This window comes from Pontibacillus sp. HMF3514 (assembly GCF_009858175.1).
In the GTDB taxonomy this organism is placed as follows: domain Bacteria; phylum Bacillota; class Bacilli; order Bacillales; family BH030062; genus Pontibacillus.
In genome coordinates, this window is sequence record NZ_CP047393.1 from 3,620,623 (window position 1) to 3,644,148 (window position 23,526).

At 39.7% G+C, this 23,526-nt stretch carries 18 protein-coding genes; 3 read left to right on the forward strand and 15 right to left on the reverse strand.

Annotation, left to right across the window (positions count from 1 at the left end):
* Positions 1-6: 6 nt before the first annotated feature.
* The 4 genes from GS400_RS18335 to GS400_RS18350 form a co-directional block, all read right to left on the reverse strand.
* On the reverse strand, positions 7-1,149 hold the full coding sequence (locus tag GS400_RS18335) for an acyl-CoA dehydrogenase (protein ID WP_160104166.1): 1,143 nt from the start codon (positions 1,147-1,149) through the stop codon (positions 7-9).
* Between the two features lie 18 nt (positions 1,150-1,167).
* Positions 1,168-2,022 (reverse strand): 3-hydroxybutyryl-CoA dehydrogenase, encoded by an 855-nt coding sequence (locus GS400_RS18340; protein WP_160104167.1) that lies wholly within the window; start codon positions 2,020-2,022, stop codon positions 1,168-1,170.
* A gap of 386 nt (positions 2,023-2,408) precedes the next feature.
* Positions 2,409-3,596 carry an acetyl-CoA C-acetyltransferase gene (locus GS400_RS18345; RefSeq protein WP_160104168.1) on the reverse strand — a complete coding sequence of 396 codons (1,188 nt, stop codon included), beginning with the start codon at positions 3,594-3,596 and terminating at the stop codon, positions 2,409-2,411.
* 166 nt (positions 3,597-3,762) lie between these two features.
* Positions 3,763-5,895, reverse strand: coding sequence for a heterodisulfide reductase-related iron-sulfur binding cluster (locus GS400_RS18350; protein ID WP_160104170.1), 2,133 nt, complete (start codon positions 5,893-5,895; stop codon positions 3,763-3,765).
* Between the two features lie 236 nt (positions 5,896-6,131).
* Between GS400_RS18350 and cls the strand changes: the two genes are divergently transcribed.
* Both cls and uvsE read left to right on the forward strand, forming a co-directional pair.
* Positions 6,132-7,325, forward strand: a complete 1,194-nt coding sequence (gene cls / locus GS400_RS18355) for a cardiolipin synthase (protein ID WP_160104171.1) — start codon at positions 6,132-6,134, stop codon at positions 7,323-7,325.
* A gap of 14 nt (positions 7,326-7,339) precedes the next feature.
* Positions 7,340-8,293 (forward strand): UV DNA damage repair endonuclease UvsE, encoded by a 954-nt coding sequence (gene uvsE / locus GS400_RS18360; RefSeq protein ID WP_160104173.1) that lies wholly within the window; start codon positions 7,340-7,342, stop codon positions 8,291-8,293.
* A 64-nt stretch (positions 8,294-8,357) separates the two neighbouring features.
* Here the strand turns inward: uvsE and GS400_RS18365 are convergent, their stop codons facing one another.
* The 9 genes from GS400_RS18365 to speE form a co-directional block, all read right to left on the reverse strand.
* A complete protein-coding gene (locus GS400_RS18365) occupies positions 8,358-8,537 on the reverse strand; it encodes a XapX domain-containing protein (protein WP_160104174.1) in 180 nt (59 codons plus the stop codon).
* A gap of 224 nt (positions 8,538-8,761) precedes the next feature.
* A complete protein-coding gene (argS, locus tag GS400_RS18370; protein ID WP_160104175.1) occupies positions 8,762-10,432 on the reverse strand; it encodes an arginine--tRNA ligase in 1,671 nt (556 codons plus the stop codon).
* Positions 10,429-10,866, reverse strand: a complete 438-nt coding sequence (locus GS400_RS18375) for a YwiB family protein (RefSeq protein WP_160104176.1) — start codon at positions 10,864-10,866, stop codon at positions 10,429-10,431. The genes argS and GS400_RS18375 overlap by 4 nt, the downstream gene beginning before the upstream one ends.
* A gap of 772 nt (positions 10,867-11,638) precedes the next feature.
* Positions 11,639-12,688: an AimR family lysis-lysogeny pheromone receptor gene (locus GS400_RS18380; protein ID WP_160104177.1), complete on the reverse strand. Its 1,050-nt coding sequence runs from the start codon at positions 12,686-12,688 to the stop codon at positions 11,639-11,641.
* Positions 12,689-12,838: 150 nt separating this feature from the next.
* Positions 12,839-13,915 (reverse strand): AimR family lysis-lysogeny pheromone receptor, encoded by a 1,077-nt coding sequence (locus GS400_RS18385; RefSeq protein WP_160104178.1) that lies wholly within the window; start codon positions 13,913-13,915, stop codon positions 12,839-12,841.
* A gap of 52 nt (positions 13,916-13,967) precedes the next feature.
* Positions 13,968-15,050 (reverse strand): AimR family lysis-lysogeny pheromone receptor, encoded by a 1,083-nt coding sequence (locus GS400_RS18390; RefSeq protein ID WP_160104179.1) that lies wholly within the window; start codon positions 15,048-15,050, stop codon positions 13,968-13,970.
* Between the two features lie 53 nt (positions 15,051-15,103).
* Positions 15,104-16,186 carry an AimR family lysis-lysogeny pheromone receptor gene (locus tag GS400_RS18395; protein WP_160104180.1) on the reverse strand — a complete coding sequence of 361 codons (1,083 nt, stop codon included), beginning with the start codon at positions 16,184-16,186 and terminating at the stop codon, positions 15,104-15,106.
* Between the two features lie 280 nt (positions 16,187-16,466).
* Positions 16,467-17,339 carry an agmatinase gene (gene speB / locus GS400_RS18400; protein WP_160104181.1) on the reverse strand — a complete coding sequence of 291 codons (873 nt, stop codon included), beginning with the start codon at positions 17,337-17,339 and terminating at the stop codon, positions 16,467-16,469.
* A gap of 12 nt (positions 17,340-17,351) precedes the next feature.
* Complete coding sequence (gene speE / locus GS400_RS18405) at positions 17,352-18,179, reverse strand: polyamine aminopropyltransferase (protein WP_160104182.1); 828 nt, start codon at positions 18,177-18,179, stop codon at positions 17,352-17,354.
* A gap of 234 nt (positions 18,180-18,413) precedes the next feature.
* On the opposite strand from speE, the gene GS400_RS18410 reads away from it, so the two are divergent.
* On the forward strand, positions 18,414-20,477 hold the full coding sequence (locus GS400_RS18410; protein ID WP_160104183.1) for a transglycosylase domain-containing protein: 2,064 nt from the start codon (positions 18,414-18,416) through the stop codon (positions 20,475-20,477).
* A gap of 211 nt (positions 20,478-20,688) precedes the next feature.
* Here the strand turns inward: GS400_RS18410 and GS400_RS18415 are convergent, their stop codons facing one another.
* Together GS400_RS18415 and GS400_RS18420 are read right to left on the reverse strand one after the other, a co-directional pair.
* Positions 20,689-21,234 (reverse strand): YwhD family protein, encoded by a 546-nt coding sequence (locus GS400_RS18415; protein ID WP_160104185.1) that lies wholly within the window; start codon positions 21,232-21,234, stop codon positions 20,689-20,691.
* A 164-nt stretch (positions 21,235-21,398) separates the two neighbouring features.
* Positions 21,399-23,426, reverse strand: a complete 2,028-nt coding sequence (locus GS400_RS18420; protein ID WP_160104186.1) for an ABC transporter permease subunit — start codon at positions 23,424-23,426, stop codon at positions 21,399-21,401.
* Positions 23,427-23,526: the final 100 nt, after the last annotated feature.

Sequence of the window (23,526 nt, forward strand, 5' to 3'; positions counted from 1 at the left end):
TCCTCCTTAACCTTTTAACAGGTGTTTCGCTATTACAACGTGTTGGATTTCATTCGTACCTTCGTAAATCTCACAAACCTTTGCATCACGGAAGAAGCGTTCTACTGGATAATCCTCAGTAAAGCCGTAGCCTCCATAAACCTGAATTGCTTCAGTCGATGCTTTAACAGCTGTTTTGGATGCGAACATTTTCGCCATGGATGCTTCCTTACCACACGAAATGCCTTGCCCTCTTAGTGAGGCAGCATTGTAGGTTAATAGTTTAGAAGCTTCGACCTCTGTTGCCATATCAGCAAGCTTGAAGGAGATCCCTTGGTGTTGCGCGATGGGCTTACCAAACTGCTCGCGTTCTTTCGCATAATCTACTGCGTGTTCAAGGGATGCTTCTGCGATACCAAGTGATTGAGCCGCAATTCCGATTCGCCCAACATCTAAGTTAGCCATCGCAATTTTGAACCCTTCCCCTTCTTCTCCAAGTAATTGAGAAGAAGGGATTTTACACTGGTCAAAATTAAGCTGAACCGTACTGGAGCCATTCATCCCCATTTTCTTTTCCTTTTTACCAATTTCAAATCCTGGTGTGTCTCGTTCAACGATGAATGCGGACAAACCTTTTGATCCGGCATCTTTGTCAGTACGAGCAAACACGATAAACGTATCTGCAGCACCACCGTTTGTGATGAATACTTTAGAACCATTTAAAATATAATGGTCGCCCTCTTTGTGAGCTCTTGTTTTCAAACTACCGGCATCAGATCCTGCCGCAGGTTCTGTTAAAGCAAAAGCTCCAATGTATTCACCTGATGCTAGTTTCGGAATATATTTTTGCTTCTGCTCTTCATTACCAAAATATAAAATTGGGTTCGTCCCCACTGAGGTATGCACAGACAATATAACGCCTACAGATGCACTCACCTTGGAAAGCTCATGAATGGCGATGATGTAGGATGTGAAGTCCATACCAGCTCCACCGTACTCCTCAGGAATTGGAATCCCCATTAGGCCAAGCTCGCCCATCTTTTTGACAAGATGAGTTGGGAATTCATCTTCACGATCCATTTTCTCAACCGCAGGAGCGACTTCATTCTGGGCAAAATCGCGGACCATTTTCCTCATCATGTTCTGTTCTTCAGTAAAGGTAAGATTCATGCTAGTTCCTCCGTTCTATTAACCTTCGTACTTGTAAAAGCCACGGCCTGATTTTTTACCGAGCCATCCTGCTTTTACGTATTGGCGAAGTAATGGGCACGGGCGATACTTACTGTCTCCAAATCCATCATGGAGCACTTCCATAATGTATAGGCACGTATCCAATCCGATAAAGTCCGCCAGTGTTAATGGACCCATAGGATGGTTCATACCAAGCTTCATTACTTCATCTACCGCTTCTGGCTCTGCAACACCTTCATATACCGTGTAGATCGCTTCGTTGATCATCGGCATTAATACACGGTTTGAAACGAACCCTGGGAAGTCGTTTACTTCAACAGGATTTTTACCAAGTTGCTTCGTCATGTCTTCAATCGCTTTGTATGTTTCATCACTCGTTTGAAGTCCTCGAATAATTTCAACAAGTTTCATAACTGGTACTGGGTTCATAAAGTGCATACCAATAACTTGGTCCGCACGCTCCGTTACAGCTGCAATTTCTGTAATCGGTAAAGAGGATGTGTTAGATGCCAGGATCGCATGCTTTGGTGCATGCTGATCTAGCTCACTGAACACTTTTGTTTTAACGTCCATGTTTTCTACAACCGCTTCAATGACTATGTCACAATCGTTACTATCTTGCAGGGAAGTTGTCGTGGATAGGCGGTTTCTTGTATCGGTTTGGTCTTGCTCTGACATACGCCCTTTTTCCACTGCACGTGCCAAACGTTTTTCAATCCCTTGTATCCCTTTATCTAACGCATCTTGTGAAAGGTCATTTAGTTTTACTTGGAAACCAGATTGAGCGCACACTTGAGCAATGCCCGCTCCCATTTGTCCTGCTCCAATGACCATAATGTTTTGAATACTCATATGTGTAATGTCCTCCCCGTTCATAAGTTCTTTGTCGTCTGGGTGCTAGGTGTCTAGCTCCAGCGCCCAGCAACGAATGGACTTGGGCCCACACGACGTGGGTCAGATCGACGTTGTCACAGGACGTGACGAACTTAGTCGATCATTCTTTCTCCGTACGATAAGTCAACATCGATTCACCAAGGTTCATCGTGTTTCCTTTACACGTTTGAGACATGAAATTTTAACAAGGAAGAAAATCGACGTAGTTAAAATTTCTAGGTAAAAGTACCACGGCAACTAAGCTTCTGTCTGCGCCTGTTGGCTTGCCAATCAGCAAGTTTAGTTAATCGTACTACGGGCTCAGTCCAGTCCCTTCGTTGCTAAACGGGCGCTTCCGCTTTTCTTTATTGTTTCGGAACCTCGATCATGACCGCGTCACCTTGGCCTCCACCACTACAGATTGCTGCGATTCCAATACCGCCTCCGCGACGTTTCAACTCATACATTAATGTCAAAATGATGCGTGAACCACTTGCTCCGATTGGGTGTCCAAGTGCAACAGCTCCACCATTTACATTGACTTTTTCAGGATCAAGACCTGCAATTTTTCCACTTGCAAGTGATACTGCAGCAAACGCTTCGTTCACTTCAAAAAGATCTACTTCTTCAAGCGATTTACCAGTCTTCTTCAATAATGAGTTAATCACGAGACCTGGCGTTTGAGGGAAATCTTTTGCCTCAACGGCTACTTCGTCATGAGCTAGAATTGTAGCCATTGGTGTGTATCCATTCTGGCTAGCATATTCATCTGACATAAGAAGCATCGCGCCTGCTCCATCATTTACCCCTGGTGCGTTACCAGCTGTAATCGTGCCTTCTGGATCAAAAACGGGTTTCAATTTAGCTAGTCTTTCAACTGTTGTATCTTTTCGTGGTGCTTCATCCTGGTTAACTACGATTGGATCACCTTTACGCTGCGGAACCTCTACATCAACGATTTCTTCAGCTAACTTTCCTTCTTCCATTGCTTTTACGGCACGTTGATGACTGCGGTATGCCCATTCATCCTGCTCTTCACGTGTTAATTCATATTCTTGAGCTGTTAGGTTTCCGTAATTCCCCATGTGTACGCCTTCAAAAGAACAAGTAAGACCATCATGAACCATCATGTCTTTGACTTTTTGATCGCCCATACGATATCCCCAACGAGCTTTTGGCATGAAATATGGTGCGTTGCTCATGCTTTCCATACCACCAGCTACAATGACGTTTTCTTCTCCAAGGCGAATGAATTGATCGGCTAGCGTGACGCTTCGCATACCAGATGCACACACTTTGTTAATCGTTTCGGTTTTTACTTCCCATGGTAAGTCTGCATAACGAGAAGCCTGACGAGATGGCAGCTGTCCTTGACCACCTTGTAAAACACTCCCCATGATGACTTCTCCTACATCAGCAGGATTAAAGTTCGCGCGTTCTAAAACGCCCTTAATCGCAATGCCACCTAATTGAGATGCTGTTAATGTACTAATGCTTCCTCCGAATTTTCCGAATGGTGTTCTAGCTCCTGATACGATTACCGTTTTAGTCATTGTGATTCCTCCTCTTTTTTGTTAACGCTTTCAAAATTACGCAAATAAAAAGTGACTGAACGCTCGCTCGACAAAGTGTCATTAGGAAAGCCACGACCTCCTTTTTCCAAGGAAGCCGAAGCTCATTACTCTTACTCTATTAATCTTCTATAATACGTATTCGACATTAAGCCGATTGTTCCTCTTTTTCGTCACCAAAAATCGACAACGCTAGAACTTCAGCAACGTCCATAGATTGAACGTCATCTTCTACTTCTTTCGCTTTCGTTCCATCACTGATCATCGTTAGACAGAACGGGCAACCTGTAGAGATCATGGATGGTTCTGTTTTCAACGCTTGCTCTGTACGAGCTACGTTAATGCGTGTTCCAGTTTTCTCTTCCGTCCACATTAGACCGCCGCCGGCACCACAGCACATACCGTTTTCACGACTACGTTCCATTTCCACAACCTCAAGACCCGGGATACGTTTCATAATCTCACGAGGTGGTTCGTAAACCTCGTTGTAACGACCTAGGTAGCAAGAGTCATGATACGTAATTCTTTCGTTAACAGCGTGTTCCGGCTTCAAGCGACCTTGTTCTACAAGCTCATGCAATAGTTCTGTATGGTGATATACTTCAGCTTCAAAACCGAAGTCCGGATACTCATTCTTAAATACGTTATAAGCGTGAGGATCAATTGTAACGATCTTTTTGATTTCGTTCTTTTCAAATTCTTTAATGTTCTTCTCAGCAAGTTCCTGGAATAAGAACTCATTTCCCATACGGCGAGCTGTATCGCCTGAGTTACGCTCTTTGTTACCAAGAATCGCAAACTTCACGCCAGCTTCATTAAGCAGTTTTGCGAATGCCATCGCAATTTTTTGAGAGCGATTATCGTAAGACCCCATTGAACTTACCCAGAACAGGTATTCAAACTCTTCGCCTTCTTTTTGCAGTTCTTTTACCGTTGGAACTTTAACTTGCTCATTTGAATCCTTCCAGTCTTCACGTTCTTTCTTAGAAAGTCCCCAAGGGTTACCCTGGCGCTCAATGTTCATCATGGCACGTTGCGCATCCGGATCCATTTTACCTTCCGTTAGAACAAGATAACGGCGTAAGTCTACAATCTTATCAACGTGTTCATTCATAACTGGACACTGATCTTCACAGTTACGACACGTTGTACAAGCCCAGATTTCTTCTTCTGTAATAACATCGCCAATAAGGCTTGATGTTTCAATATTTTCAAGACTTGCTGCTTGCTCTTGCTGCCCTTGAGAAGCTTTTGCCATTTGTGCTAGCTGATTTCCGTTCGTATTTGAAAAAGCATAAGACGGAACCCAAGGCGTGTTACCCGTAACCGCTGCTCCTTTTTCAGTCAGATGATCACGTAATTTAATGATTAAATCCATTGGAGACAGCATCTTCCCTGTTCCGGTTGCTGGACATGCATTCGTACAACGTCCACACTCGACACAGGCATATAAATCAATCATCTGTAAATAAGAAAAGTCTTCAATCTTACCAGCACCGAAAGAAACTTCCTCTGCCTCTTCCTCATCAACATCAAAGTCGATTTTCGAAAGTTTTCCTACCCGTTTATCTTGGTTCATAAAGACGTTTACTGGTGCAGCAAGCAAGTGTGCGTGCTTGGATTGCGGCACGTACACGAGGAACGTTAGTAAAATCAGAAGGTGAACCCACCAAGAGAAGAAAAATACAGCAACTGCCGCTGTTTCTCCAATCCAGCCAAATGCTAACGCTATAAGCGATGCCACTGGCTCTGTCCATGTTGCAGATTCGTTATGCCATATAAGCTCCATTCCATTTCCTAAAAGAACAGAGACCATTAATGTTCCGATAAAAATAAGTACAAGTCCCGCTTTTAAGCCTCGCTTCAAGCGTACAAGCTTTTCAATGTAACGACGGTAAAAGGCCCAAACCACTGCCACCACAATTGTAAGTGTTACAAGTTCCTGAAAGAATACAAACCCAGGATATAGTGGACCTAACGGCAAGTGTGCGCCAGGTGATAATCCCTTAATGATAAAATCGATTGCGCCAAATTGTACTAAAATAAATCCGTAAAACATCATGACGTGAATAGCGCCTGATTTCTTGTCCTTTAATAACTTTTTCTGTCCAAACACATAGACCCCAATATCCTTCACACGCTCTTTTAATTGCATATCAAAGTCAATCTTTTTCCCCATTTTAATGTAGGAAATGCGCGTGCGAACAACCTGAACAAATAGAAATAATCCGTATATTGTTACTGCCAAAAACAATATCCAGTTCAGCATAAGTAGATCCATTTATGTGCCCCCCTTTTATAGTCTAAGTGAACCTACAACAGTAAAACGCTTTCAAAAAATCGTTACGCAAACAAAAATATTCTGAATTCTATACCTTTATATTAATAATGAATGAGCATTCAGTCAACTACTTTCCTACTTTTAATTTCATGTTCATTTTTTTATAAAAGAGGGAAAGCTAGAAAAGACTATACATATCAAGGCTTATCTAGGTTGTTGGAAAGGGGTCACATTTTATGATGATCGTCCTAATTATTATTTGTGCACTTATTTTATTCATCGCTTTCATCTTAATTGATTTTAAGTTAGGGAAGCGAAATCACTTAAAACATTTACGCTTTCTTGATTTCACTAGAACAAGTGGAGACTATCAACTTTATACGGCTGGAGATCCTCTGTTTAGAGATATGTTTGAAGACATTCGATATGCTAAACAGGAAATCAATATGATCTTTTTCATTGTAAAGACTGATCCCATTAGCCAGGAGCTCATGAGCTTATTGAAGCAAAAAGCTGAGGAAGGTGTTAAGGTTCGTTTTATGCTTGACCGTATTGGTGGATTTCGTATCACCCCCAAGATTATTAAAGATTTGGAGCAATCGGGTGTTGAATTTTCATTTTGCGCAAAACCGAAATTCCCTTACTTATTTTATAGAACTCAACGTCGAAACCATCGTAAAATCACGGTGGTTGATGGAGATACCGGCTATGTCGGTGGATTTAACGTTGGGAAAGAATATCTTGGGAAAGACGCAGAGCTTGGCAATTGGCGTGATTATCACCTCCGCCTAACCGGTCCTGTTGTTCACGATCTATTAACTACCTTTTTTGATGATTGGTATTTAGCTACAAAGCAGACCACCTCTCCTAAGTTACCCACCAATACAACTGGGGATAAGGATATTGAAATCGCAGCCACTGACGGCGGACAGTTAGAGGATGTTTTTCTAACTCTAATCGATGAGGCAGAAGAAGAAATCTTTATCGGAACACCTTACTTCATTCCGAGTGAGCGACTGTTCCAAGCACTATTGAGAGCACTGAAACGGGGTGTAGATATCAAAGTCATTGCACCTATGAAAGCTGACCACTTACTCGTAAAAGAAGCTGGCATCCCTTACATGGATCGTCTTACGAGGGCTGGAGGAGAAGTGTATCTCTTTGATATGGGGTTTTATCACGCCAAAGTTATTATAGTGGATAAACAGCTTTGTGATATCGGAACTGCTAACTTTGATCGTCGTAGTCTGTTTCTAAATAAGGAAGTAAACACACTTATTTTTAATTCACGTTTTGTTGTTGATTTGCGATTGGCCTTTTTGAGAGATGTTCAAGATAGCGAAAGATTTAATGATCATGCAGACAAGCACTTTAACTTTGGAACAAAAATACGAACAGGAATCGCCTACTTTTTCCGTCCGCTCTTATAGAAAGGATGTCTCTGATGAGGATACGGTTTGGATACGTTTCTCACGCTTTAACTCTGTGGGAAGCCCGGCCAGCTAAAACGCTAACATTTAAAAGATACTCGAATATGACGAAGCAGGAACGAGTGGACAAGTTACATGAAGTTACTCGGGCGAACTTATACAATACGAAGCGAGCATTATTTCTAAATCGAGCAGCAGAGATTCCTTTGTATCGTTTCTCCTCCTCCATCGTTCCACTTGCTACTCACCCTGAGGTGTATTGGGATTTTGTGACTCCTTTTCACGAGGAGTGGCAAGAGCTTGGTGAAATTGTTCGAGATGCTAGATTGAGGACTAGTTTTCATCCTGGCCAGTTTACTCTTTTCACTAGTGACAAGGAGCATGTGATCGAGAATTCAGTTCGAGATATGGAATTTCATTATCGCATGCTTGAAGCAATGGGATTAGAAAAGGAAGGTTATATCAATATTCATATTGGTGGAGCTTATGGTGATAAGAGTCTGGCACTTGAGCGGTTTAAGAAAAATATTCAGCGAATGCCTGATGAAGTTATAGGACAGATGACAATAGAAAATGATGACAAAACATATACAGGGGAGGAAACGTTAGAGATTGCAGAACATGCTGATATCCCGGTCATGTTTGATTATCATCATGAAATGGCGAATTTGAGTTCTGTTTCTTATGAAGGGCTGTTAGAACGCTTTTTTGCAACTTGGAATCGTACAGGTTGGCCGCCTAAAGTTCATATCTCTTCTCCCAAAAGTGAAAAACAATATCGCAGTCATGCTGATTTTGTAGATTTGGAATTTGCTTTGCCATTTTTGAAGGCTTGTCGTGAGGTGACAGACGAGCTTGATGTGATGATCGAAGCTAAGGAGAAGGATCGCGCGCTGATGAAGTTCATGGATGAGTTAGCAGCAGTACGTGGGGTGAAGCGTTTAGCTGGTGGGGTTGTGGAGTTTTAGGGTTATGCCATAAAAAAACACATGCTTCTCTATATAGAAACTGCATGTGTTTTTTTTATTTTTATTAGCTAAACCAAGATTCAATCATCGGCTGAAGCATTTCATACGCTTTAAAGCCACCGTAAATTCCAAATATCCCCACAACACCTGCAAGTGCTGGTGGTGCTGGGATTGGTAATTTAAATAGAGCGAAAACAAATCCTACGAAAAATCCTGTTACCAGGGATAGCAATACTAGTTTCATGTTCTTAACTCCTTTTGTCTCAAATTCTTTCTCTTATGTTGCTCAATATTTTCATGAATCATTAAAAATGTGTCCATTTTCATAATAAGAGGAAAAAGAGCACGACCGTGTCGCGCTCTTTTATAGATTTAGGAAATAATAAAATTTGTGACTTGTGTATAACATTTTAATGGGAGCGGGGCCACATCCAGCGCTCAGAAACGAAGGGGCTTGCGCTTTTGTTCCTACATACGTTCAGGTGCTGATACACCGATAAGTTTTAGTGCATTTTCTAGCGTCTGACGAACTGCTTCCATTAGAGCCATTCTTGCCTTTGTGCGTTCTGGCGCCTCTAGGTCTAGAACTTTTTCGGCATTGTAGAAGCTATGCAGATCAGAAGCTAAGTCAAATACGTACTGTGTTACACGGTGTGGTGTACGTTTCTGTGCTGCATCGGCTACAACCGATGGGAAGTCTCCAAGGCGTTTAAGAAGTGTTTCTTCTTTTTCTGCCGTTAAAAGTGAAGCATCGAAGTCTCCCGTTGTCTCGATGCCTTTTTCCTGAGCTTGGCGCAGCATGCTGCAAATACGTGCGTGCGCATACTGAACATAATAGACTGGGTTATCGTTCGATTCAGACTTAGCAAGGTCCATATCAAAATCTAAGTGTGAATCGCTAGAACGCATAACGAAGAAGTAACGCATTGCGTCAATTCCTACTTCGTCCATTAATTCACGCAAGGTAACAGCTTTCCCTGTACGTTTACTCATTTTCACTTTTTCACCGTTTTGGAACAGGTTTACCATTTGGATAATTTCAACTTCAAGCGTATCCGCATCGTTACCTAGAGCTTGGATCGCTGCTTTCATTCGAGGAATGTAGCCATGGTGGTCTGCTCCCCAAATGTTAATCAGTGTTTCATATCCACGCTCAAGTTTATTTTGGTGATAAGCGATATCTGGTGTTAGATACGTGTAGCTTCCGTCATTTTTAATTAGAACGCGGTCTTTATCATCACCAAAATCAGTAGTACGGAACCACGTTGCTCCGTCTTGTTCGTAAACAAAGCCTTTTTCATTTAGCGTTTTAAGTGTCTCTTCAATTTTGCCTTGTTTGTAAAGGGATGTTTCGGAGAACCAGTGATCAAACGGAACTCTGTATTGAGCAAGGTCTTCTTCGATCTTTTTCAATTCATATTTCAATCCGTATTCACGGAAGAAATCAAGGCGTTCTTCTTGAGGCTTGTTTTTCCACTCATCGCCATATTCTTCAGCTAGCTTTTTACCAAGTTCGATGATGTCACTACCGCGGTAACTCTCTTCTGGCATCTCGATATCTTCACCTAAAGCTTGTAGGTAGCGAGCTTCAACAGAGATTGCTAGGCTGTTGATCTGGTTACCAGCATCATTGATGTAGTATTCTCTTGCTACATTATAGCCGGCTTTATCAAGGATGTTACAAAGAGAGTCTCCTACAGATGCACCACGAGCGTGGCCAAGGTGAAGGTCACCAGTTGGGTTTGCGGAAACAAACTCGACTTGAATCTTATGGCCTTTTCCGACTTGACTTGCACCATAGCTTTCACCAGCTTTTAAGATCGTTGGGACAAGATTAGTAAGATACTGGTTGTCCATGAAAAAGTTAATAAAACCTGGTCCTGCAATTTCAACTTGCTTGATGGATGCTTTGGATTGGTCAAAATGTTCAACGATATCCTCTGCGATTTGGCGAGGTGCTTTACGTGCAACACGTGCTAGCTGCATGGCCATGTTTGTCGCATAGTCACCATGATTTTTATCTTTGGGCTGTTCTAACACAACGGTTGGTAGCTCACTCTCTGTTGCTAGTTCTGCTTTTAAAACCGCTTGAACAATTTCATCTTTAAGCGTTTGTTCCATTTGCTCAACGATATTCATGTTTGGTCCTCCTCTTTATACTGCAGCGAAAGAAGGTGACGCTGCTTTTGCTCTCCATTCATCACTAGATCATAATCGATCTGCAAACTGCCATTTGCGCTTTCATCAGAATCTTGGTGCTGAATGGTGTGTGTTGTGGTTTCCATATGAAAATTCCCGTACGGGTGATGGTAGACGTTTTCTGTGACTTGTTTATTGCGAAAGACCTGGTTCATACGCACCGGACCTGTTCGTCGTACAATCACTTTGTCTTCTTGTATTGTAACGAGATTATCGATTTGTTCTTCTTCGTGTGTTTCTGTGAAACGAAGGATACATGCATTGCCTTTTTGAATATAATCGCCAGGCTCTTCTACAACGATCTGATCCTTCTGTTCTTGATCTTGAATCTCTGTGACAAGACGCACTTGAACGGGTGTACGCTCTTCAGACAAGATTAGATCACCTCTTTATCATTATCGTTCCCAAACGTTCATCTTAACTTTACCATTATAAGAATTCCAATCAAAAAACTCAATAGCAGTATTAGGAAAAGCTTAGCCAAGTGGAGAGAAAGTAAAACTTTATATGTTGTTATTCAGTTATATGTCAGTTATGTTGAATAAGCTGGTGCGGAGTGGTTCCGTTGCTTTTGTGGAGATCGGCGGGCTGGGAAACGGGCTGCTTTCCCCGGACGAACGATCGAGCCTCCTCATCCGCTACGCTCCTTGCGGGGTCTCGCTCGCCCGTTATTCCGGAGGAGTCAGCCCGTTTCCCAGCCCACCTTAGCCGAATGGTGACTAACGGAACCGCAGCTATCGTAAGGTTTTCTGATTTAAAATCTGTGGTTAAATCAAATATTCCTTAAAGTGATCTAAAGCCTTATATGTAGAGGGGTTTAGTATCTAAAATAAAATCACCTTAAGCATGATATTTAATGATCTCATCCTTTGGTCCGTTCACCTCCATAACAGCAAGGGGTGAAGGAAACGGCGAACTCCAGTGGTAGAAAGGGCGGCCGAGACCCCGCAGAGAACGGAGTGAACGAGGAGGCTCGGACGGTCTTCCACAGGAGTATCGCCGTTTCAATGAACCCCTTACTCTCACGAAAGCAACGGACTTCTCTTGCTTTATCTCGAATCCAAGTCTTCAATATATGCGGGCTAATATAGAACACCATTACAACAAAAGAAAAAAGCCCAGGTCAAGACCCCTGACTTTTGCTTGTTAATGATTTTGATCTTCTTTTAATTTCCGCAACTCGATTAATGGTAGCTTGGCAAAGAAGAAATGACCTTCTTTGATAAAGTCATTGTAAACCTTGTTCAATAGCTCCACATCGCCTAAGGCTTTTCCCAAGTAGTACTGTTGGAACTTTGAAGGGTTTTCAATTTTACTCAGAACGGAAACTGCTTCATCAATATCTCCCTTTGCGATAGATAGATGAGCATTCTCCACTGGATCGCTTGTTTGGATTCCTTCATAGATTCCGTTCACAGCTGATATAAATGGAATATTTTGTTCACGAATGGAATGGCTAAATCGATAGTTGTATCGGTCTGAAATCGCTATCGCTTCATGACAGTGATACATTGCTTGGTCATAATCTTCTAACATATAAGTTAAAGCAAGAACGACATGGATCCCACATACTTTGAAAGAGTTATTCGAATTTGTCACTAAACGAAAGCCACATCGTCGACTTAAGATTAATTCATTTCGATAAAAATGATAATAAAACCAAAAATCATCTAGTCTTTCTTGAAAATACATCCCCATTAAAGGATCCTCAATAGAATTGACCTGATCCATCAATCTCGTAAAGTAACTAGCACCTTTCCCCGTTTCCCTTAAGTCATAATAGCTATATATCGTAAGGAGTGTTTTATATACTTCTACTTCTTTACTTTCAGGTTTCATTCTTTCCATTTTTTTAAGAATAGTATATGGATCAACGTTCTCTCTTTTTCGATTTATCATTATCTCAAAAATATCTGCCCACTGACGATTTTCTAGCACCTCAGAATTTCGATTATGCTTAATCATTTCATTTACATCTTCAAAAAAAGAGCTGGAATATAAAAACTCAAGACTCTTACGTTGATTTTCTTCTGAAGTAGATGAGAGACAAAAATCTTTCACAAGATGCAATACCTGATTCAACTCGTATTTGGTTGTTAACGTTTTATAAACCATATAAAGAGGTGTTTCATTCCCATTATTTCGAAAGGGTTCAAAAATGGCATCAACATCAAAGGATTGTTCTTTATCGCTCATTTTCAACCCCTCCTTTAAATAGAATATTTTATCACTATAACTACTATTGTAAATGAAAGTTGTGAAAATTGTTATTATGAAATATTATCCATTTATTCGAAATAATAAAAACCTTTCTAAAGGGGGCAATCATTCCTCCAGAAAGGTTTGTTATATGGAAATATCACGCTGGTACTCATCTCCATTTGTGTTTTCTCTTAACTTTTGAATCTCGGTTAATGGGAGTTTAGCTCCAAAATAATCACCTTGTTGTATGAACCGATTATAAGCGTTCATCAGCCGCGTTTTATCTTTTAGAGCCTTCCCCAAATAATATTCTTGATAATGACTTAGGTTTTCGATATTCTCTAAAACTTCTAAGGCTTCGTCTATATTCCCTTTTGCTATATTAAGGTGAGCTTGTTCCACAGGGTTCGTTGTTGAAATCCCTTCATACTTTCCATTTACAGCTGCTATAAAAGGTATATTGTTATTAACTATCCCTTCCTCAAGTAAGGTATAGCCCATTTCCTTTGCGATCCTCAATGCTTCATCAATATGATACATGGCCTGTTCGTAGCTTTCAAAAAGGTAAGTAAGTGCTATATTCCGGTGAACAAGACAATTTTTATAATTATTATGAGGTTTCTTCAAAAGACGGAAGCCATACATACGGCAAAGGATTAACTCATTACATTGAAAATGGTAAAAGAAGTTAAAGTCTTCCATTCTCTCTTGAAAGAACATCAACATGAGAGGATCCTCAACTTGTTCAATCAGGTCATTTATCGAATCTAAAAAGTTCGCTAGTTTCCCGCTTTGTCGTAGCTCATGATAGCAATAGATTGTAACGAATTGTTTGTATAACTCGACATATGAACTAACTGGATTCATATTTTTTATTTGATTCAAGATCTGATAGTGATCAACATTCTTTCTTCTTCTTGTTATCAAAATATCAAATAACTCAGCCCACTGACGATTTTCCATTCGTTCTGACTTCTTGTTTATTTCAATCATTTCGTCTAGTTCTTGAAAAAAGCTTCTCATATACAAAAACTCTAGACTTTTTCGTTGGTTTTCTAACGAAGTAGATGTTAAGCAGAAGCCTTTCACTAGATGCAAAGCTGTATCCGGATCGTATTGAGCTGTAAAAGCTTTATACACGATATAAAGAGATGACTCCTCCTCATTTAATCTAAAGGGCTTGAAAGCTTCATGTTGATTCTCTATCTTATTATCGCACATGTTTCAGCCCTCCTTGTTCATAGATATACTCTCTTTCATCCAACGTAGCTTTTTATGCTAAGCGGTGTTCTTCCATAATTTCAATATCTAATTTACGAATACGTTTTATCTCGTGAATAGGAAACTGTGCTGCAAAATGGTTACCACTACGCGTAAAACGGTGGTACGCGCTCAATAAACGATCCATATCATTCAAAGCTTTACCTAAATAGTACTCTTGGAAAGGGCTTGGCTGCTCAATTTCCTCTAAAACTTTTACAGCATCATCTATATTGCCTTTAGCAATATCTAAGTGTGCTTTCTCTATAGGATCTGAAGTTGTAATTCCTTCATATACGCCGTTCACTGCTGCAATAAAAGGAAAATTTTTATCCGTTATAACGTGACTTAATCGAGTGTAGCCATTTTGCTCAGCTATTTGTAAAGCTTCGTTCGAATGATAAAGCGCTTGTTCATAACTTTCAAGTGTATATGTTAATGCCAGCTTTTGATGGGCAACGCAATGTTTAAATGTATTATGCGTTCTATTTAAAAGACGGTATCCATATCTTCTACACAAAATGAGCTCATTACGAAGGAGGTGGTAAAACATTAAAAAATCTTCTAACCTTTCATGAAAATACATGGCCATTAAAGGGTCCGCTATCGTATTCGTAAGCTCATGTAAGGTATCAAAATAACTACCTACTGTACCATTTTTCCTTAGACTATTATAGCTATAGACAGTAAGAAACACCTTAAGTAACTCGACTTCTTGACTCAATGGTTTGATCTTATCTAGGCCAGATAAAATTTTATATGGATCTATCTTCTCGCCAGTCTTTCTTCTTTCAAGCATTATGTCATAGATATAAGCCCATTGACGGTTTTCCTCATTTTCCGAATTCCTGTTCACCTTAATTAATTCTTCCAATTCATCGAAAAATGAACTCATATAAAGAAGCTCAAGTCCTCTTCGTTGATTTTCAACGGATATAGAAGTTAAACAAAAGTCTCTTAACAGCGCTAGTGCTTGATTCGAATCATATCTTGCCATTAAAGCTTTATATACAATATGAAGAGATGTTTCATTCCCGTTTTGCCGGAAGGGCTTAAAAATGGTTTGTTTCTCTTGTATTGGATTGTGGTCCTCCATTTGCTTCCCCTCCTAATCGCAGGATGTTCTCTTTCATCCAATGTGGTTTCCTTTTATGCTAAACGGTCTTCCTCAATGTGCTCTGTATCTAGTTTGCGGATTCGTTTGATCTCCTTGATAGGGAACTGTGCTGCAAAATAATAACCCGCTCGAGTAAATCTGTGATACGAACTTAATAAACGGTCTATATCATTTAAGGCTTTCCCAAGATAATACTCATGGAAAGGACTTGGTTGTTCGATACTTTCTAAGTAGGCTACAGCTTCATCTATATTCCCTCTAGCAATATTTAAATGAGCTTGTTCTACAGGGTCGGAAGTCGTAACCCCTTCATATCTTCCGTTAACAGCTGAAATGAAAGGAATATTATCTTTTTTGACAGTTTCAATGATCAAGGTGTAACCATATTGTTCTGCTATCCGCAAAGCTTCATTTGCATGATAGATTGCTTGCTCGTAACTTTCTAAAGCATAAGTTAATGCAAGACTTTTATGAACGACACTATGTTTAAACGTATTGTTTGTGTTATTTAAGAGACGATAGCCATACCTTCTACTTAAGATTAATTCATTGCGCATAAAATGATAAAACATTAAAAACTCTTCTAATCTTTCTTGAAAATACATGGCCATTAAAGGATCTGCTATTTTATTATTTAACTCATGCAGTGTATCTAAATAACTTCCAACTTTGCCATACTGCTTTAAATCAAGGTAACTATACAACGTCATAAATAACTTAAGTAACTCGACATCTTGACTGAATGGTTCTATCTTATCTAATGTAGCTAATATTTTAAATGGGTCTGTTCTCTCCCCACTCTTCCTTCTCTCAATAATCATCTCATACATTTGAGCCCATTGATGGTTTTCCTTGTTCTCTGATTCTCTATTTATCTGTATCATCTGTTCTACTTCATTAAAAAAGGAGCTCATATATAAAAGCTCAAGTCCCCTTCTTTGGTTTTTAGATGATATAGAAGTTAAACAAAAGTCTTTTAAAAGCACTAAAGCTTGATCCGAATCATACCTTGCCATCAAAGCTTTATATACAATATAAAGAGACGTTTCATTTCCATTACTTCGAAAGGGTTCGAAGATGGCCTTTTGATCATGTATTTGCTTGTCGTTCTCCATTCTTCTTCCCCTCCTCGTTCATAGAATGTACGCTCTTTCATCCAAGGCTATCGATTTAATCTATATTTTATACTTTACTACTTCGAAACATTAATAGCTAAAATTTTACACTTATTTACGTATAAGCAATATGACACAGTTTAATCGTTTTCACAAGTAGTAGACGCACTTTCCTTAAAGTAAGAAATTTCTGATATCTAAGTATGCATAATTACATTTATGTATATATAAAAAGAGCCTATCCTGAAGGAGATTCTGTATCTTCAGGATAGGCTCTTTTTTATTTTACCCAACCTAGTAAGATCTCACGAATGCATTTACTTGCTGCAATTTGAGTTTTTTCAGTTGGGTCATATGCTGGTGCTACCTCAACAAGATCAGCACCAATAACGTTTATATCTGAGTTAGCTATTTCATGAATGGAGGCTAACAGTTCCTTTGATGATATGCCTCCTGCTTCTGCTGTCCCTGTACCTGGTGCATATGCTGGGTCTAGGACATCAATATCAATCGTGACATAAACATTTCGACCAGCTAACTTTGGCAGTACTTCTTTCAATGGTTCGAGGACCTCATACTTCGCCATGTACATGCCACTTGATTGTGCATAGTGAAACTCTTCACGCATTCCTGAACGGATACCAAATGAATATACATTTTCAGGCCCGATTAACTCACAAATTTTACGAACAGGGGTGGAATGAGAAAGTACTTCTCCTTCATATTCCTCTCGTAAATCAGCATGAGCATCAATATGGATAAAAGCCATATCTTCATATTTTTCATGAACGGCTTGAACAACTGGCCATGTCACTAAATGCTCACCACCAAGTCCAAGCGGGAATTTATTTTGAGCCATAATTTTTCGTACGTAATCTCGGATCATCTCAATGCTTCTTGCTGCATTTCCAAAAGGTAAAAGCATATCTCCAGCATCAAAATAAGAAACTTCTTCTAAATGCTTATCCAAATATGGACTATACTCCTCTAAACCAATGGAAGCTTCTCGAATTCGGTTAGGACCAAAACGAGATCCAGGTCGAAAACTGACTGTCCAATCCATTGGCATCCCATACATAATAACATCGGACTCTTCAGCTGTTGGACGACTCATAATAAACACTTTTCCTGAGTAGGCTTCATCAAATCTCATCTGTTCCCACTCCTATTCTGTTAGATCTTTTACAAACTTCGGTAACACAAAAGATGCCTTATGCAATTCTTTTGTATAGTATTTCGTTTCGATCTCGTGAAAGCGACTTTCAGGAACTTCTAACGGATCTTGTGTTTTACTTCCCATCGTGAATGTCCATAGACCACTTGGGTAAGTCGGAATGTTCGCCGTGTATAAGCGCGTTATTGGGAAGATCTCTTTCACGTCCTGATACACTTGTTGAATAAGGTCTGCTTTAAACCATGGATTATCAGTTTGAGCTACCAAAATCCCGTCTTCTTTTAATGCATTCGAGATTCCAGCATAAAATCCTTTTGTAAATAAATTTACAGCTGGTCCTACTGGCTCTGTGGAATCAACCATAATCACGTCATATGCCGCTTCACTCTGAGCGATGTGCATAAATCCGTCATCCACCTTCACTTCAACACGTGCATCCTCTAAATCACCAGCGATCTCAGGAAGGAACTTCTTTGAATACTCAATCACTTTACCGTCAATTTCAACAAGTGTAGCCTGTTTAACTTCAGGGTGTTTTAACACCTCGCGAATAACGCCACCATCACCACCACCAACGACTAAAACATGCTCTGGGTTTGGATGTGTAAATAACGGAACATGAGCCATCATTTCGTGATAAACAAATTCATCTTTCTGCGTGGTCATGACCATGCCATCTAGTGTCAGCATGTTCCCCCATTCTTCTGTTTCTAACATATCAAGCTGTTGAAAATCCGTTTTTTCAGTATGGTGCGTACGTTTAATCTTCGCAGTAATGCCGAAGTTATCTGTTTGTTTTTCTGTGAACCAAAGCCCCATTCAAAAAACCCCTTCCGTTCCTTTGTTTTCTTAACTATCATCCTACATCGTTATTTTCAAATCAAACAATCAAATTATAGAGAAACCAGAAAAAAAATCAAGTGTTTTTCCACCTATTTATCTCTCGGAGTTTAAAACCTCTTATTATTACCCATACTTAAGGATAAATACGGAGAAAAATTTAAGAGCGGAGCTGGACGGCTATACGTACGTCGGGCATAGGGGAGATCAAATATGGAGCAAAATCTACCGCGTCGCAATTTTAAAAAAATATTTTGGAAATGGTTTGGCCTACCAACAGTTACGCTCATGGGACTGTTGGTCTTAAGTATTTCTTCCCTTCTTTTATATTGCTACATCCTTGGAGCTCCTTCCCTACAACATCAAGAAAATACGGTGTTCTATAGTAAATCTCAAGAGGTCATGGCTGTAGAGCATGGATTGGAAAATCGTTATTGGATCTCACTCGACGAAATGACTCCCGAATTTATTCAAGCTACGTTGCAAACGGAAGATCGCCGTTTCTATAAGCATTTTGGCTTTGATATGAAACGAATTGTTGCTGCTGCCCTTCACGATATAAGAGCGATGTCTAAGGTTCAAGGTGCAAGCACAATTACTCAACAGTATGCTCGAAATCTATACTTATCGCATGAAAAAACTTGGGCACGTAAAGTGAAAGAAGCCATATATGCGCTACGTCTTGAAATGTTTTATGATAAAGAGAAAATTTTAGAGGGCTATCTTAACACCATTTATTATGGTCATGGTGCGTATGGCATTGAGGCAGCAAGTCGGTATTACTTCCATAAAAACGCAGATGAATTAACTTTATCTGAAGCTGCTTTATTGGCTGCAGTGCCGAAAGGTCCTTCCTATTACTCGCCATATTTACATTTCGATAATGCCAAGCGTCGTCAGGAGCTTATTCTTTCCAACATGCACAAAGGAAGCAAGATTTCAGATCAAGAGCTTTTAGAGGCTAAACAAGAACCTATCAAACTTGCTTCAAATCCATCAAGGTCAAAGAAAGATATAGCTCCTTATTTTCAGGATCTCGTTATGAAAGAAGCTATGAAAAAGATTAATATGGATGCGGAACAAATTAAATCAGGTGGTCTCCATATTTACACGACATTGGATATCTCTAAACAACAAAAGCTAGAACGTACCATTCGTGAGACCATGGATGGTGCTTCGGACATGCAAATTGGAGCCATGAGTATGAATCCGAAAACAGGCGCAGTTTTATCAATGGTTGGAGGGAGAGATTATGAGGAAAGTCCATTCAACCGTGCTGTTCAAGCGAAACGCATGCCAGGATCCACTTTTAAACCATTTTTGTATTATGCAGCCCTTGAAAGTGGGTACACACCTGCAACAACTCTTATGAGCCGCCCGACGTATTTTGAACTTGAAGACGGATCGGTTTATGAGCCGAGTAACTATAATGGTTACTACGCATACGAACCCATCACACTCGCTCAAGCTATTGCTTTATCAGATAATGTGTATGCTGTTAAGACGAATGTTTTCCTAGGGGAAGAAACATTAGTGGAGACTGCAAAACGCATGGGGATTGAAAGCTCGTTACCTGCAGTCCCCTCTCTTGCTTTAGGTACTGCTTCAGTGTCAGTTAAAGAAATGGTTAGTGCCTATAGTATGATTGCTAACGGAGGGAAAGAAGTAGAATCCTATACAGTAGAAAAGATCACAGACGCACATGGGCATGTGTTATATGAAAAAGAACATAATAAGAAGAAACAAGTGATTGATCCATCTCTCGCTTTTGTTCTAACCCATTTGATGACAGGAATGTTTGATGAATCATTAAATGATTATATGCGTGTAACAGGATCTAGCATTGCTAGTGATCTAACAAGAACGTACGCCGGCAAATCTGGGACAACTCGTACGGATAGTTGGATGATCGGATACAGTCCTAAAGTAACAACCGGAATCTGGACAGGGTATGATCAAAATAAACCGATTGAAAAGATGAAAGAGCATCAATACGCTAAAGATATATGGGCGGAGTATATGGAAGGCGTACATGGGAAGCAGGCTTTTGAAGCGTTCAAACCTTCCGATGGTGTTGTAGGCGTATATATCGATCCAAATAGTGGTCACCTTGCTACACCATACTGTCCTAATCAACGACTCGCCTATTTTGTAGAAGGGACAGAACCTGAACAATATTGCGATGTACACATCCCTGATGGTACTGAAGGTTATGAGAATGTGGAAAAGAAAGATAAGAAAAAATCTATGAGTGATATATTGGATTGGCTGTTTTAAGTGTGAAGCTCGTTGTTCAAGCGTCGCACATATTATCTCTACAAACCCCTATCAAATAGAAAAAGGTCGGCTGTGTGGGCCGACCTTTTTCTGTGTCCTAGTAAACATGCGTGTGTGAGACCCATGTGTATCATATTTTACAAACTCCGAATCAAAACCTCAAGATATTCCTACATGATTTATCCATCATTCACAAAACATTCACAAATTATTAGTCGTGATTCGCTAGGGCTTCCTTCAATTCATTAGAGGAATTGTCCCACATTTCTTTACTGTGCTCTTGCAAGAAGTTCTTCAATATTTTTTTCGACTCGTCATCCATGTGATCCACAATAATTTTCCCTTTAAGTGATTTATCCATATTGTTTACATGCTCAGGGAGTGATTTATAACCGCGACGTATCTCATGGTCAATCACCATTTCACACCCTGTTACTCCAGTATAAAAAGCACCTTCTGGTTTGTGGTCAACTGTAACCCAAACAATCCAGAACAATTTACCGTTAGGAGCATTTTCACGGTCTGGCTTAAACTTAATACGCTTTTCAAGTTTACTTCTTGCATGCAAGGCACCCATATCTACGTATGCTTCACCTTCATTTGGATCCACCATAACAGGGGATACGTTTTCTAAAGAGATAGCTCCGACACCATAGCCACCATGACCATCGGTAGAATCATCTTTCAGGATGGTAAATTGATTCTTCTTTTTATCTGATTTTTCATTTTCGTTTGAGAACTGATCAAAAGATTTCATAAGTATGTTCCTCCTTATATAGTAGGACGATGTTTTACTCATTCTAACACATCTGCCTTGCTCAATTCATATAGTAAGGACTTCCATGAATGTGGAATAAAAAACATGTGATTTTCTTTATCACATGTTTTTTATATGATTATATTTTTCGAGAAAAAGCATCATCACAAATGTTGCGACGTATTACCGCCATGGACAAATGTAAAAGCTTCTTGCTTTGAAGATTGCTTTTGTTCAGGTTTTTCACGTTTTTTACGTCTGAACTTTTTCATATTTGGAATACCAACGCCAATACGGTACTGTTGGACTTCCTTCATCCCTTGTAGCATAATTTGCATCGCAATAATACTCAATACAAATGCTATAAATACAGGGTAAACAATCCACCATTTTGTCGTCATCATTTCATTCTTCATGCCACTCACCAAACCTGACCACTCATAAGTGGCGGAAGTTGGCGGGGTTTTGATAGGACCATAGAATACCTGTGTGCCCCCAAAGTATAACTTAAACAAACCAAGATGGACAAAAATCAAAAGTACTTGGATAAACTGTTGACCAAATAGAACGCCTAATCTAGGAGCCATGTGGGGCATGATGTGCGTTTTGACAATGTGCAACCAATCCCCTCCCATTGTCCGGGCACTAATCATGTACTCCTTTTGGAACAACATCTTCACTTCATTCCCCACTAATACTGCAATAAGAGGGACAACTAAAACAGTTAGCAACACAATTTGATAGGCTATTCGTTCAACTTCTGAGTACCCCCAGCCATTTGGTCCTTTCCACAAAACAGGATATAGAAGTAGGTATGCAATTACAGTTAAAGGTATAAAGTGCATACTGTCGACTACTTTATCGATGAAACGTTTGAATTTTCCCTTAATCAAGAAAGCATATGGAATAGCAATAACAGCTCCTATTACAATCCTGAGCAATGCAATAATTGTGGCAAATATAATTGTGTACTTAGCACCAACTAGAATTTGATCAAAAATGCTGAAACCAAGGCGATCTGAACCAAAAGGTTGTTCTTCTGAAGGTGGATGCGGAGGCCCACCTTTTAATGTCCCATCCTCATTATAGGTGTAACGCAATTGTGACACAGTGTCTTCCACAACATATGATTGATAAAAACTCATTAAGACCAAACCTAATAGGAACAAGAATCCGATTAAGAACTTCATATTTTTAAAATAAGGTATTAAAGAATTAGCAGTACCCTTTCCCCATTTGTGAATTTCAAGCTTCGAATGAACTAGTGGATGAAGAGCATATTCAAGAGCAGAAATCATCCCCTTAACCTTTTCTTTCATACCGCCTTTTCTCTTCTTCACAACCCCCGCACCTTCAATCCTTTGGTTTGTGAACATCTCTGCAATAGAGAAGATAAAGAAAAACGGGGTAAACACATAAAATAACGCCATTGCAATAACCATCGGTCGAAAACCTGCGTAAATGTAATACATGATTCCTTGTATATTAAAGATCCACTCAACCACAAACAAAGAGGATAACGCTGCCCAAATGATAATTTTAGAATGGAATAAAGCGTTAGGCGCCATGTTACGGATAATATGCTTGAATATGACTCCAGAAAATTTGACACCCTTACTTTTAGCAAACTCTACATATTGCTCCCGTTTTTCCTCTTCAAAATACATCAGTACGATTTTATAAAATGAAACTGTTGGAAGAACGGCAAGTACAAACATCGGTAATGCAACGATTTTTTCATCAAAAGTGGTGAACTCCATCACCAATATGCCAGTCTGCTTATAGATATACACAATCAGCAGCTGAATCATAAAGGCAAACATTAAATCAGGAATTGCTTCAAAGATGTTCATAATTCTTTGAATAAATGCTACAACTAGCTTAGGTAAATATAGCGTGATGATCGCCAATACAAATGCAATAAAGAACCCGATGATAATAGCACCTAATAAAATTTTCATGGAATACATGTACGGATCCCAAAGGAATGTAATAATGTTCTCCCTATAGCTTTCAAGCTGATATATCCATGTTTCAGCCTTAAATAAATTTTCTATGAAAAGCATAAGCTCCTGAAAAAGAGGAACTATTTCCAACATACCTCCCCTTCCCATAGATGATGGCGCAACACTAACTAACATAATCCCTATTAAACCTAGTATGTAGTAAATGAATAACTTGACCACTCTCATGTTTGCTCCCCCTAAATCTCTATCAGGATATAAATACAAGTAGTCTATTAGACGAATGAGATTGCAAAAAGGTTCAAATTAAATTGGATTTTTTAGGAAA